General features: G+C 48.3%; 11 protein-coding genes. 7 read left to right on the top strand and 4 right to left on the bottom strand.

Going from position 1 to position 13,266, the window contains the following annotated elements; all coding sequences use genetic code 11:
• Positions 1-76: 76 nt before the first annotated feature.
• Positions 77-763: a DUF8580 domain-containing lipoprotein gene (locus P40081_RS25675; protein WP_042139046.1), complete on the bottom strand. Its 687-nt coding sequence runs from the start codon at positions 761-763 to the stop codon at positions 77-79.
• A gap of 195 nt (positions 764-958) precedes the next feature.
• On the opposite strand from P40081_RS25675, the gene P40081_RS25680 reads away from it, so the two are divergent.
• The 3 genes from P40081_RS25680 to P40081_RS25690 all read left to right on the top strand — a co-directional run bounded on the left by P40081_RS25680 (position 959) and on the right by P40081_RS25690 (position 5,162).
• Positions 959-1,714, top strand: coding sequence for a LytR/AlgR family response regulator transcription factor (locus P40081_RS25680; RefSeq protein WP_042139047.1), 756 nt, complete (start codon positions 959-961; stop codon positions 1,712-1,714).
• A complete protein-coding gene (locus P40081_RS25685; RefSeq protein ID WP_042139048.1) occupies positions 1,701-2,999 on the top strand; it encodes an ATP-binding protein in 1,299 nt (432 codons plus the stop codon). The genes P40081_RS25680 and P40081_RS25685 overlap by 14 nt, the downstream gene beginning before the upstream one ends.
• 123 nt (positions 3,000-3,122) lie before the next feature.
• The gene (locus P40081_RS25690) at positions 3,123-5,162 is read left to right on the top strand and encodes a serine hydrolase domain-containing protein (RefSeq protein WP_042139049.1); all 2,040 of its coding nucleotides are present in this window, start codon (positions 3,123-3,125) and stop codon (positions 5,160-5,162) included.
• A 60-nt stretch (positions 5,163-5,222) separates the two neighbouring features.
• Here the strand turns inward: P40081_RS25690 and P40081_RS25695 are convergent, their stop codons facing one another.
• Positions 5,223-6,389, bottom strand: a complete 1,167-nt coding sequence (locus P40081_RS25695; RefSeq protein ID WP_042139050.1) for a hypothetical protein — start codon at positions 6,387-6,389, stop codon at positions 5,223-5,225.
• A gap of 188 nt (positions 6,390-6,577) precedes the next feature.
• On the opposite strand from P40081_RS25695, the gene P40081_RS25700 reads away from it, so the two are divergent.
• Entirely contained in the window at positions 6,578-7,114 is a 537-nt protein-coding gene (locus tag P40081_RS25700) for a cupin domain-containing protein (RefSeq protein ID WP_042139051.1), read from the top strand.
• A 12-nt stretch (positions 7,115-7,126) separates the two neighbouring features.
• On the opposite strand, the gene P40081_RS25705 is transcribed toward P40081_RS25700, so the two are convergent.
• Complete coding sequence (locus P40081_RS25705; RefSeq protein WP_042139052.1) at positions 7,127-7,861, bottom strand: CPBP family intramembrane glutamic endopeptidase; 735 nt, start codon at positions 7,859-7,861, stop codon at positions 7,127-7,129.
• Between the two features lie 169 nt (positions 7,862-8,030).
• Between P40081_RS25705 and P40081_RS25710 the strand changes: the two genes are divergently transcribed.
• Complete coding sequence (locus P40081_RS25710; protein WP_156118689.1) at positions 8,031-8,435, top strand: hypothetical protein; 405 nt, start codon at positions 8,031-8,033, stop codon at positions 8,433-8,435.
• A gap of 50 nt (positions 8,436-8,485) precedes the next feature.
• On the opposite strand, the gene P40081_RS25715 is transcribed toward P40081_RS25710, so the two are convergent.
• Entirely contained in the window at positions 8,486-10,603 is a 2,118-nt protein-coding gene (locus P40081_RS25715) for a serine hydrolase domain-containing protein (RefSeq protein WP_042139054.1), read from the bottom strand.
• Between the two features lie 383 nt (positions 10,604-10,986).
• Here P40081_RS25715 and P40081_RS25720 point away from each other — a divergent pair, with 383 nt between their 5' ends.
• Together P40081_RS25720 and P40081_RS25725 are read left to right on the top strand one after the other, a co-directional pair.
• A complete protein-coding gene (locus P40081_RS25720; RefSeq protein ID WP_042139055.1) occupies positions 10,987-11,898 on the top strand; it encodes a LacI family DNA-binding transcriptional regulator in 912 nt (303 codons plus the stop codon).
• 48 nt (positions 11,899-11,946) lie between these two features.
• Positions 11,947-13,212 carry an MFS transporter gene (locus P40081_RS25725; protein WP_042139056.1) on the top strand — a complete coding sequence of 422 codons (1,266 nt, stop codon included), beginning with the start codon at positions 11,947-11,949 and terminating at the stop codon, positions 13,210-13,212.
• Positions 13,213-13,266: the final 54 nt, after the last annotated feature.

A 13,266-nucleotide genomic window follows, 5' to 3' on the forward strand; every position in this document is an offset into this window, starting at 1 on the left:
TCCTGACCTAGGACTTTGCCTGCAAGCCCTTCGGATTCTTCCTCATGGAAGACACCCTGCCTATCCGGGCAACCTTTTAATTTCTTTCAAGTGTCGCCAGGGAAACCATTACCCAGGGAGAAAACTTATTGGACAATGCGCCCTTAGGATTGTGTATCCGGAAAAGAAAGGCTTCCCCTGCCTGATTCTTCCATACCATATAATCTACTACTCCTTTATCACCAGTAGCCTGCAAATACAATTCTGCAAACCCGAGCGGATGTTCAACCAATTCCCCGCTATAATCTTTAGCACTGCCTGTAGCGGAAAGCTCAGTTTCACCTTGTTGCTTCAGCGCAGTGAGATCGTATTCAGAAGCCAAACTTTCAATTTCCGCATAGTAGGCCGGGTCCTCGGTAAGTGATAAACGGTTAGTCTGTGCATTCAATTTGAAATCCCCAGTGATATAAAGGGAGTATCCATCACCTTGCTCCAGTGTAGCCGTTTGCCCGCTAACCCCACCCTCCTGTTCACCGAATTCCCGGGTCTCTGGCCGTTCAGAGGTCTGAGGATCAGTAGGGTCAGGAGCTGCGGACGCTGGTGCCTCCGTGGCGGAGGGAGTGGCCGAAGGTACTGGAGTGGCTGTAGCTTCAACAACAGGCATAGTCGCTGCACTTGTTGCTGATGGCTCTGTCTCATTTGTAACTTCATTGTTGCTGCACGCGCCTAAAATTGAGGCGGATAGAATAATAGTGGCAGCTGCCGTAATTAATTGTTTGTTCATTGTATACCTCCTCTATCTGGATAATAGTTATTACCCAAAACCTGCAATCCCTCCCCCCAGAGCCCCCAATCCGAATGTATTCCAGGGATTCCAATTTGCATTTGATCCAAGAAGTTGTTTGTCATTATTAATAATGCTATATACTGTTATGAATACATTTTTAGGATATTGCGCGGAACGAAAGGGGTGGCATTCATGTATAGAGTAGCGATATGCGATGATGAGGAGAAGCAGCGGGAGCTTGTTAAGAGAACTCTGATAGGCTTATCCATCAAGACAAATATAGAATTCGAGATGGAGTTATTCCACTCGGGAGAGCAGCTGGCCGCTCATTATGAGCGTGGCGAAGTGCCCTTCCATATTCTAATTCTTGACGTGGAGATGGGCGGAATGAATGGGATTCAGACGGCACGGAGAATCCGCGAGCTGAAGCACTTTGATGAACAGATTATTTTCCTTACCAGCTACCCTCAATATATGGTGGAGAGCTTCGATGTCATCACATTCCAGTATTTAATCAAACCGGTAGCGCCTCTCCTCCTGGAAGAGAAGATCACCAAGCTATGCCAATATTTTCAGGCCCAAGATAAGAAATTCATGGTCATTAAATCCGGTTATGATGAAGTTGTATTAAGATATGATGATATTATTGCGATTGAGGTTGCCAAAAGCCTAACGATAAAAAGCAAGCTGCATGTGATCACCAAAGCCCAAATCTATGAGAGCAAGGGCATTATTGCAGATTATGCCGCAGCTCTAAAAGACAGTAACTTCCTGCACATCCACCGTTCGATTATTATCAACCTGCTGCATGTGAAGAAGTTCGCCAGCGGCTCCGTTCTCATGTCGAATGGGATGGAGCTTCCTATAGGCCGGTCCAAGATCAAAGAGGTTAAAGATTACTACACCAAATTTATGATCATGAAGGGTAATTCGTATGATTCTATATAACCTGCCGATCGTCCTCTGTGTGCTGCTGGTGATGTGCTTTCAAACCAACTTTTTCTTCAATTCCGTCTTTGACAAGTCTGCCAGGAAGACTAACCGTATCGTTTACTTCATCATTTACGGATTGCTTTGTTTCATGTATCTAGTCATACCGATGAATTCCTATATAGCCTCTTGTGTCGCATTGCTGATGATCTTTGGTTTGGCGCAATCCTATGATGTGGAGATTAAGACCAAGATCATTTTTTCTATCCTGTATGCGGTTTTGATGACGATGGTCAGTTTTATCTCGCTTTATATTTTCTCAAGTCTAGATTCCATAGATTTCACTACCCTGGATTCGGGTAACGGGCAGGACCGGCTGACCTTTACGAAGGCATTAATCCTTAGCTGTGTGATTATGTTTGCTGTTATTCAGGTGATCAGATTCATTTCCAAACGCAGAAGCTTCTCTTTGCCTTACCGTTACTATATTTTCTTCTTGATCGTCCCCCTGATCAGTATTTATCAGATCAATGTACTTACTGTCACCAGTGAGAAAAACATCTATTATTTCATGGCGATTATCGGATTCCTGTTCCTGAATGTGATGGTCGTCTATATTTTCGATACGATTATTGATAAATTTCAATTCATGCATGAGAATACACAATTGCAGCACCAGATGAATTATCAGGATGCGAACTATGAGAAAACAGTGCACAGCTTCAAATCCATTAAGCGGATTATTCACGACACCCACCAGCAGTTTCTCTACATTGAAGAGTGTATTAAACGAAATGATTCAGCGGCGGCACTGGAGCATATCAGGGTTACCTTAAATAAAGTCGAGGATTCCTATCAGCGGGTGAACACCGGACATCTCGTTATAGATGCTCTGGTCACGAATACCCTTAATATTGGACAGGCCAACGGAATTAGAATAGATACCAGGCTTCAGCTCTATTCGCTGGAAGTAAATATTGACCGTTATGACCTGTGTGTAGTTCTGGGCAATATGCTGGATAATGCGATAGAAGCCTCTAAGAAGGTTAAGGTGGCAGAGGACCGGTACATGCTCATCCAGATTCATTCGAATGAATCTGCGCTGTTCATCCACATCCTTAATCATATGGACAAAGTGACCGCCCCCCTGCACAGCCAGAAGCCGGACCCGGAGTATCATGGCATCGGCTTAACCAATATAGCCAGAATATGCGATAAGTACGGCGGCAACATGACCATCGAGTCCGGACACAAAGTCTTTAACAATATGGCCGTCCTCCCCTTTCACACGGACAATCCTTAGACAAAACCATTGTTTAGGGATTGTTTTTTTCGTTTCAGGGTACTTCAGACCTTCTCCCTCCTTCTTGCTTGTATGATGAATCCAGGATTACATTTCGAGCAGCAACAGGAGGAGGAAATAAGGATGAAGAAGTTGATTGCAGCAGTATTGGCTTCGGTGTTAGTGATCCCCATGGCCCAGGCCTCGGCACAGGAGAAGGGGACAACCGTGGAAGAAAAGGCCCGCGCGCTGGCTTCAGAGATCATCTCCAATTATGGGGTAAGCGGACTACAGTATGCCATCAGGGATAAAGGCTCTATCACCCTGTCCGGGGGTGCCGGTGTGTACGATAAAGCCACTCAGGCACCGGTAACGAAAGATACGATGTTTGGGATTGGCTCGGTCAGTAAAATGCATGTCTCTGCCGCGGCGATGATCCTGGCGGATTCCAAGGCCATTGATATCGACAAACCCCTCACTACGTATTTACCGCAGTTTAAGATGGCCGATGCCAGATATAAGGACATCACACCGCGGATGTTAATGAATCATTCGTCAGGTCTTTACGGCAGCCACTATGGCAACAGCATGCTGCTGGATGACAACGACACACAGAATCATGATGAATTACTGTCAAGACTGGAGTCCGAACATCTGAAATCCGATCCCGGAGAATATTCCGTCTATTGCAACGATGGGTTCCAGCTGCTCGAGCTCATGATTGAGCAGGTGAGCGGTTTAAGCTATTCCGAATTCCTGGACCGGTACCTGAGCAGTCCACTGCAGTTAAGCTCCACCAAAACGCCGCTCGATACGTTTGACAGACAGCAGCTGGCCAAAACCTATTTCCCGGGGCTGGAGCAGGCTCTGCCCGTTGAGAACGCCAACGTTATTGGTGCCGGTGGAGTCTATTCCACGGCAGAAGAACTGACCGAGTTTGCTGAAGTGCTGATCGGAAACCGTACGGATATTTTATCCGAAGCCTCCGTCAAGGCTATGCAGAAGCCTGAATATAAGAATGGAATCTGGGTACCGGATGAACGAAACACCTTCAGCTATGGTCTGGGCTGGGATGCTGTGAGTCTGGCCCCGTTCAGCGATTACGGAATCACTGCTCTAACCAAAGGCGGGGATACCATTATGTATCATGCTGCGCTGACTGCAATACCCGAATCGGATATTTCGATTGCTGTACTCTCCTCCGGCGGGAGTTCGATCTTCAATACGATTTTCGCCTCGAATATCCTGCTGGAGTACTTGAAGGATACCGGGAAGATTGACAAGCTCCTGCCGGACTCAACCTTCGAACCCCCGGTAAAAGCGGCCATGCCCGCTGAGTTGAAATCCTATTCGGGATTATACGGCACAGTAGGCGCTACAACAGCCATAACGGTTAAGGACGGGGAGCTTGACCTGCCTGCCCTGGAAGGCGGACTGATCCCCGCACAGAAATATATCTATACAGGCAACGGGCAATTCAAGAGCAGCGATGGCCGTTCCGCCGTAAGCTTCGATCTGCAGAAGAACGGCATAACCTACCTAAAGCTTAATGCCGAGTTGGATTTCCCCGGAGCCGGCCAGATGGTGATGGTAACCTACGAATATCAGAAGCTGGAGTCCAATCCTCTAACCCCAGTGACGAAGCAGGCCTGGGAAAAGAGAAACGGGAAAAATTACTATGCTTTGGATGAGAAGATCAATTCATTATTTTATCTGTCCCCTGCGATCCTAATGAAGAATATCGCTGTGGATGAGGGGTATGCCTCAGGCACCCGGATTGTGGATGAGCACCAAGCCGTCAATGCGGCTGAAATACCGGTCATGAACGGAAGAGATGCGTTTGACTTGAATTTCTATACGAAGAACGAAGCGGAGTATTTAACCATCGATGGCAATGCTTATATCAGCGAAGATGCGGTTCAGCCTATATATGGAGGCCGGTCATCAATCAGTACGGTACCCGCTAATGGTCAAGGGATATGGTTCAAGATCGGTGAGAAGTCAGCCGGCAAAACGATGACTGTAACTGCTCCGGCAAGCGGCGGCTTCGCTGTCTATGATGCCGACGGGATGATCGTAAACTTCTCTGTGGTGACCAAAGATTCTTCGGGAGTCTTGCCGCAAGGCGGTATGGTTGTGTTTGGCGGTCAGGCCGGAGATGTATTTAAGATTAATATCAAATAACAGAACAGCCGCAGGGCACCGGTATGATGACGGTACTCTGCGGCTGTTATTTGTTCATGATTAATTATTAATGAAGACAACCCCGTATTCGGGAAAAGCCTCCGTCCATTTGGCAATCGTCTTCGGCAGTTCAGTTGTATTCGGCACGTTGGTGTAGAACCGGACAATGGCAATATCGAATTCCTCTAGGCTGTTCTCCTCATCCGTGTCGAGTACCGCTGCCCAATAGTGGCCCTGTTTGTCATACATAATAATCGCTTCTGTCAGTGTAAACAGTCCGCGCACGCCGCCTGAGATTACGCTTGCACCCAGACCATCCAGATCCTTCGGCTTATCCAGCAGCTGCATGCTGTACAGGAACAGATCGTAATCATCGCCTACCACTGTGCGGAAGGCCTTGTCTTCTGCCGCTGTCTTGAATACACCTGTATCCTTCAGCGTGTAGACGCCCTCTTTGTACGGACCTCGGGCATATTCGCCGGTGTAGGTTACATTCGCTCCCGCAGAGTATACTGGCGAAGGGCTGGTTACATACAACTGGCCGTTCAACAGGTAGAAAAAGACAACTGAACCGTCCTCTTCCTTGTATACAGCCATCCGTTTGCGGACCACGGCTGACTCCTCATACAGCTGGCCGGAATGGCCGCCATCAAATGCATCGATGGAAAAGGTCAGCTTATCGCTTTTGACGTTGCTGAATTCTACATACCCCCCATAGAAAGGCGATTTGCTCGCCATATACCATTCGCCGTTCCACTCGGCAGCTGCCGGAACCTTAACACTCTTGGCGGCTGTTGCCGTCAACGCCTCTACCGGCAGCTGGCGGGTACCGTCCGGATTGCTCCATACCCCGGCAAAGCCGGTGCCGGCAATCCACCAGCCCTCGAAGCGGCCCGTTTCTTTGCCTTTGGCATCGTATTCATACATATTGACTATTTTGCCGCTGACATTACCTGTGAGCTTGATCGTCTTTTTGTATTTGTCGTAATAATAACTGCCGGTCAGCTTCCCGCTGCTCTCAATCTTGACCGACATATGAATCGGCAGATTTCCATTGATTGCACCGGTCAGCGGCACCAGTCCGTTCGTAGCCGGACTCTGTGTTGCCGCCGCTGCGACCTGAACCGGAGCAGCCTTGTCTTGTACCGGAGCGGCAGCCGCCGGGATACTGAAGAGTGCGGGCAGCAGCAGCGCGGCAGCCAGCAGTGTACCTATTTTACGTATCATAATGGACCTCCCTCTCATGCCATCTACAACAGATATATTACACTGTATGCCATGAATTACCCTATTGTTGTCAGATAGACCCTCAGATTATCAAGACTCTGGAGAAAATTAACGGCAAGCGGGTACTCTATGATGTGCAATCTAAATGGTTTGGGTAATGACAACTAAAGAAAAGGAGTTGATTAGGGATGCCAGAATCTCATCATGACAAACCGAAGCAGGAGGTCTCTATAGAAACCTTCGCCTTCAAGGCCGACAAGCTGCTGCCGAATAACCCGGAGCTTCCGGCAGTTCTGTATAAAGGTGCATTTAAGAAGAATCCGGAAAGCGCAGAACAGATCTTCAATGACAACGGCTGGCGGAACAGCTGGGTGAACGGGGTATTCAGCTATCACCATTACCACAGCAATGCGCATGAGGTGCTCGGTGTGATGTCCGGCAGCGCCAGCCTGCAGCTGGGCGGCGATGCCGGCTGCAGGGTTGAAGTGTCGGCCGGAGACGTACTGGTGCTGCCTGCCGGTACAGCGCATAAGCGGCTCACTTCCTCGCAGGACTTCCGCATCGCCGGCGCTTATCCCGGCGGAGCAGATTACAACACCCGCCGGGCCACGCCGGACGACTTCGCAGCGGCGCTCCCTGAAATCGGCCAAGTGCCGCTGCCGGATAGTGATCCTGTTTATGGTGAGGCAGGTCCGCTGTTGAAGGTGTGGAACGTCCGGGAATAATCAATAACACCATTAATGGTGCATGGAAGACATAAATGCAATTCCAAAAAGTGTCCAGTCATTTAGCACATGCACTATGAAAGATGTCCAAATATTTTTAGTCTTAATGTATGGATACAGCAGAACAACCCGTGCAATCCCAATACCGAGAATGGCTTGGGCCATGTTCCAATTATAGGTTTGTAAATGGTATGCGCCAAAAATAATGGAGGCTACTATCCAGGCTAAGATGATCGCAGACTTTCTGCTCAGTTTAAATTTTTGTACTCCCAACGACAGAATCACCAGGAAGGGAAGTATTGTTATTAATTCTTCCCCAAACAGCATCGGGATCATTTTCAGGAACGCTGGAACAGCATCCAAGAAATTACCATTAAATCCTTCACTTGCAGGATTTGCACTAACATTAAATAATTTTGAAATAATGAAACCCGCAACTAATGTTACAATAAGATTCGCAATGTACGTACCCAGAATTAAAATAATATCTTTGGCTACCAATTTTCTGAATAGAGAAGTCCAATGGCTACGTGCAACGAAGATCACTGCTGCTAACGGGAAAATCACATTCATAAAGGGCTGTACATAAGTCCCCCCAAATCCTACCAGAAATAGAGCGAAACCCACAGCAACCGCAATCAGAATAATAAGGCTGCTTTTCAAATTTAAAGTAGGGGATTGCAATTCACTGTAGAATGGAAAATCATCGTTTTTACGCTCGAATCTAAAGAAATTACTTTTACTCATAACTACTCAAATCCTTCCGCTTAACTTTATTGTTTCTTGTACTACCACACTATACTTCAATTGTTTTCAGAAAACTTTACATTATTTTCAGAATGTAATTACAATATTCACACATGTATAATAGACTGCAATCAATAAAAATACATACGAAAGTGGTGTAACAAACAATATGAATATACAATTGTTAAGAAAAATAAAGATGATTAATTTCATCATCTTCATGTCCTTCTGGACTCTCTTCTTTTTTGCTCTTGCAGATAAGCCTCCACCTGCAGGCTTCTATGGGCTTATTGCCATATTATTAGTGTATGCTGTTTTGATTTATATCTATTTGGACGATTTTATTGAAAGCATCATTAAAAAGCGCAGAGGCGTTTTTCTGCTCAACCTGTTATATTTCACTCTCGGAGGATTCGCTTTCAGTCTGATCCTCTCCATTATTGTCATTAACCTTGTTTCTAATGTACCGAATGAAGGATATCTAATCTCAGCCTACACAACAACCGCAGTGGGTTTCCTGAACGGGTTATGTTTCTATGGGTTCAACAAGCTGCTGTTGAAGAAGTACATTTGAACACAAAGAAAGAGCACATCCCTTAGAATGTGCTCTTCTTTGAGTCAAGATTATTTACCCGCTTCGCCGGATTTCTCCGCCAGTTCGGCCACGATCTGATCTATCGGATTGGTGAACAAGGCATACAGAATGGCAGCATTCTCCTGTTTGCTCAGGGCTTCTCTGGACTTGAAGTCAACAGCCCCCTTGGCATCCGCCTGGATGTCCGGTCCGTATAAACCAAGAGCCACGGCCATCTTCACAGCCGGAATAGCCCATTTATCCGTATTACCGGCCAGCTTCACATCCTGGAACAGCTTATCCGGGTATTGTGCACTGAGCAGTCTCCATACCATGACCGCCGCCTCCTGGCGGGAGATGATCCGGTCAGGCTGGAATTCTCCGCCTGCTGTTCCCTCTACCATTCCGAGTTCTACAGCCATTTGTATATAGCCGGCATCCGGATGTCCCTGCAGATCAGGGAACGCCAGCTTTGTGGTCTTGCTCTCTTTGACACCGCTGCTCTCCAGCATCAGCCGTACATACTCAGCCCGCGTAATTCCCGCCGCAGGCTCGAAGCGGAGCGCCGCATCATTCGGCAGATAACCCAGCGACTGCAGCATCATAACCGGGACCGCATAAGGATGACTTGCGGTGACATCGGCATAACCTACGCCGTCCGGCCCTTTCTGCTCATAGCCGTAAGGATTAAGGTATGGCTCTTTCAGATAAGCTCCTTGTCCGCCCGGCGTCAATTCAAAACCGGTAAATTTCTTGGTAAGCTCATCGATGAACAGATTATCGTCTACCTGGCGCAGCTGGCGGGTACCCAGCAAGGCATCGCTAATGGTAAGCGCACCCTCATGCACAGCAACTGTAGAGACCAGGCTCTTGAGTCGAAGATCCGCATAGTATCCGGTGAACGCATCCAGAGCTTCAGCGCTCAGCGGCTGGAAGGCGTCCAGCTTCGCCGGTGCGGCGTATTGCGGGAAGAACGCCTGGATGAACGCCGGATAGAACATTTCCCGCAGTGCGCTCTGCTGATTATAGGCAATGAACACCCCCGTGTTCTGCTCAGGGATCAGGAACATATAAGTGCTGAAGCCGATTAAATCGCCTGCTTTGGTGATAATCTTGGAGCTGCTGCCGGCACCGGGAAGCTGAATCGGCGCTTCGAAGCCGTAGGTGGTATTCGGCAGCAACGGGTGGATGGAGGAACGGTATTCCTCCATGGCATCTACGGTACTTGCAGCCAGAATGCGGCTATTCCCGGAAATGCCCCCATTCAGAAAAGCAGTCATGAACTTGCCGATATCATCTGCAGTAGACAGCATACCTCCATGCGGCATAACAGTAGGAGTTACTGTATACAGATCAAGCGCCTTGCCAGTGGCATCATAGGCGGTAGCCAGCTCTTCTTTCAGCTTGCCTTCCAGCAGGTAGCCGCTTGAATCCATATTCAGCGGGGAGAACACATACTTCTCCATATAATCCTCATAAGGCATGCCGCTGGCCTTCTCTACCACCAGACCCAGCAGCAGTGAAGCGAAGTTGTCATACATATAGGAAGTCCCCGGCTCACGGACAACCGGTGGCATATTCCGCAGCACATAATCCTCAATCGATACCTTGGTTTCGAAGTCATCGTTGATATCTTCCGGCTGCGGGTCCTGAATCCGGAAGCCGGTGGTGTGGGTCAGCAGATCCTCCACCGTTACCGGAACGCCGAAGGGATTGTCGAAGACAATCGGTCCGGTATAGACTTGAAAATCCGCTTTCAAATCGATTTTGCCTTGCTCTACCAGCTGCATGGCGGCAGCGGCAGTGAAGGTTTTGGATACCGAGGCCATGCGGAAGACCGTTTCATCCGGGTCTACCGCTGTTTTGGCAGCCTTGTCCGCATAACCGAAGCCTTCTTCTATTACCGTCTTGCCATCCTTGACCACAATAACAACCGCACCGGCAAGCTGCGCTTTCACCTCATCTGCACTGAAGAATTGCTTGAGGAATGCTGCCGCATTCTCCGTTGTTAACGGTTTGGCCTGTCCGGTTACAGACGCCGGAGGTGCAGATGCCGCAGGAGCGGCAGATGCTTGTACCGCCGGGGCAGCAAGCGTCAGGACCAGGGCAGCAGCAAGCACTGTCCTCGTCCAAAAGGCAGAACGGTTACGCAATAATGACAACTTCATTCACTTCACTCCATTCCATGTAATAGTAGATATAGTTGTTTCTACGGCATTTCATGGAAATGGGTTCAGATAAATATCAATCTGGACGCAAAATATCAATATGTGCAAACTGTGAGAGATCCTCTACCAAATACCTCTTCCAAATTGTCCGTGACCGGAATGGCCGCCGCATGCCCTTCCACCAGCTCTGCTGCAACTTTGCCCTTATGCAGGACAAAATCAACAATCGATAGACTTAACCGATTAAGCTGATACTACAATATTTTACATATTATATCAACAGCAAGAAATAAAAGGTTTATTATGACACATCACATCCAGGATTGACGACTGACCCAGCTAATGTTAATCTTTAGGAAATCAACAGACAGGAGATTGGTGCTTTGAAAAAAACGACTATGAAGGACATCGCCATCCGTGCTAACGTATCCGTTGCCACCGTAAGCTATGTGCTGAATCGTGTGGATAATCAGACCATTCCTGAGAAGACGCGCCGCCAGATTATGGAACTGGCTAAAGAGCTCCGCTATATTCCAAACTTAGCAGCCCGCTCACTGGCAAACCAAAAAACCGGTCTGATAGGTGTATTGGTCCACAAATCCAAGTCATTGCCCTACTGGAAGCTGCATGCCCAGCTCGCCTTCATTCATGCTTTGGAGCAGCGGCTTACAGCGGCCGGTTATCATACGCTCCTCTATTCTCTGGATACCGACACCCCTTCGCTGGATATTATCGTTGAACGCAAGCTGGAAGCCGTGTTTCTCATTGATGCACAAGACCATTCCTTCTACTCGATCTCCAGACACTTTGTCGAGGGCATCCCCCTGATTCTGATCGACAGCATGATAGAGGATAAGCTGTTCAAGCAGGTGGTGTTTAATTACCGCTCAGCGCTTGAAAAAGCTCTTCCGGGCGATCTGTCGCAGGTCTGCTTGATTATGGAGGGCTTCAATAATTCGCTCCTCACCCGCTATATCCGCAGCAGTGTTCCTCTGGCTGATGATGCTGTCTTTGAGATCCGTGAACTTCAGGATTTGCTTCCGGCAATGGAGCATCACCGCTTCAAGCAGGCAATTGTGATCAATGAATTCATTGGCAGCTACGTGGAGAAGTCTGGAAAGTTCGAGCATCTTACGGTAATCTGCACATGTAATTCCCCGGAAATGCTGGGTGTGCATGTGAAGAAGATTCTTTTTCAAGGAGACAAAGCGGAGATTGCCTATGAACTCATGCAAGAGCTGTTGCACCATACAGACTATTCCGAGCAAGTGAATAACTGTTATTATGTCGACTAATTTTTTTTGAGGGTTAACTTAAGCGTTTAAGCTGAAAGGAGAGTAACTATGCCAGAACCCGTTATAGCCAGCCAGGCGGCCCCTGCGGTACACTCCTATCCAAAACTGTGGGCCAACAAAAAATTCATGCTGCTGCTCTGCTCCTTTTCCATTTCCCTGTTCGGCAACACCTTTCACAGTATCGCTCTCAGTCTCTGGGTGCTTCAGACCACCGGCAGTGCCAAACTGGTGGCTGTACTGACGATCATTAATCTGTTGCTTAGCTCGCTGCTCGGATCAATAGGAGGAACGTTTGCGGATCGAACCAACCGCAGAACCATCATGCTGGTCACGGATCTGATTAGCTGCATACTGGTAGTATCACTCGCCCTGGTCATCTCTCTTCCTTCCGCTTCCTTCATTATCGTGGCCCTGCTTACTGCGTTGACCACTGCATCTGCCCTTTTCCAGTCCCCCGCCTACCAGGCCTCTATTATCACCGTGGTCGGCAAAGAGCATATCCAGCAAGCCGTAGGCATGCTTAACCTGTCAGAGAATATTTGCCGGACAGTCGGCTTTTCCATGGGCGGAATCTTTGTAGCGGGCTTTGGTGCGGCGGATGCCATTTTATCCGATGGAGTCACGTTTGTAGTCTCCTTCCTGCTGGTTCTTGCGGTGCGTTCCCTTCCCGTGCCGACACGCGTGAATGCTGAGCCCGGGCAGAAGAGGAATTTTATTCAGGACCTTGGGGAAGGCATACGGTATATCTGGAAATTCCCTTTTGCCAAAGCCGTCATCATTATGCTTCCGACGCTCACTCTATTCTTCATGCCCTCGCTGATGCTGACCCAGGTTATGGCCGTCAACGTCTGGAAGGCAAGCCCGTTCCAGTTCGGACTCATGGAAGCTTGTATCCCGCTCGGCTATATGATCGGCTCAGGCCTGATTATGATCCTGGGCTCCAGAATCAGACGAAGAGGATTATTTATTATGAGCGGTCTGTTCTGTCTGGGCCCGATGTACATCCTGTTATCCTTCATCACTTCTGCAGCCACAGCCATTCCTGTCGTTCTGCTGATTGGATTCATGTTCTCGTTCTGCACACTGCTGATCAATATCATCCTCAGGCTGGAAATATCGGAAGAGATTCAGGGCCGGGTCTTCGGAGTACTTGGGTCGATTATGAGTGTCGCTCCGTCGATCGGTCTAACACTTGTCTCCTACCTCTCGGATTATTTCAGTCCGGGTCCGGTCATGGGTTCCATTGGTCTGCTGCTGTTCCTGTTCGCCTTATATGCTTCCACCAGGCTCAAGATCATTCGAGGTTATAAATAAAGCAGCAAAACTGCGTAGCCGAAGCCCTCCTCAATTACCGTCTTGCCATTCTTG

The organism is Paenibacillus sp. FSL P4-0081 (genome assembly GCF_000758565.1).
Taxonomy (GTDB): Bacteria; Bacillota; Bacilli; order Paenibacillales; family Paenibacillaceae; genus Paenibacillus_AQ; species Paenibacillus_AQ phytohabitans.

Excerpts from the sequence above, each read along its gene's own strand:
- P40081_RS25695 (WP_042139050.1), bottom strand. The coding sequence starts at position 6,389 with ATGATACGTAAAATAGGTACACTGCTGGCTGCCGCGCTGCTGCTGCCC.
- P40081_RS25725 (WP_042139056.1), top strand. The coding sequence starts at position 11,947 with ATGCCAGAACCCGTTATAGCCAGCCAGGCGGCCCCTGCGGTACACTCC.
- P40081_RS25680 (WP_042139047.1), top strand. The coding sequence starts at position 959 with ATGTATAGAGTAGCGATATGCGATGATGAGGAGAAGCAGCGGGAGCTT.
- P40081_RS25700 (WP_042139051.1), top strand. The coding sequence starts at position 6,578 with ATGCCAGAATCTCATCATGACAAACCGAAGCAGGAGGTCTCTATAGAA.
- P40081_RS25675 (WP_042139046.1), bottom strand. The coding sequence starts at position 763 with ATGAACAAACAATTAATTACGGCAGCTGCCACTATTATTCTATCCGCC.
- P40081_RS25710 (WP_156118689.1), top strand. The coding sequence starts at position 8,031 with ATGAATATACAATTGTTAAGAAAAATAAAGATGATTAATTTCATCATC.
- P40081_RS25690 (WP_042139049.1), top strand. The coding sequence starts at position 3,123 with ATGAAGAAGTTGATTGCAGCAGTATTGGCTTCGGTGTTAGTGATCCCC.
- P40081_RS25715 (WP_042139054.1), bottom strand. The coding sequence starts at position 10,603 with ATGAAGTTGTCATTATTGCGTAACCGTTCTGCCTTTTGGACGAGGACA.
- P40081_RS25705 (WP_042139052.1), bottom strand. The coding sequence starts at position 7,861 with ATGAGTAAAAGTAATTTCTTTAGATTCGAGCGTAAAAACGATGATTTT.
- P40081_RS25685 (WP_042139048.1), top strand. The coding sequence starts at position 1,701 with ATGATTCTATATAACCTGCCGATCGTCCTCTGTGTGCTGCTGGTGATG.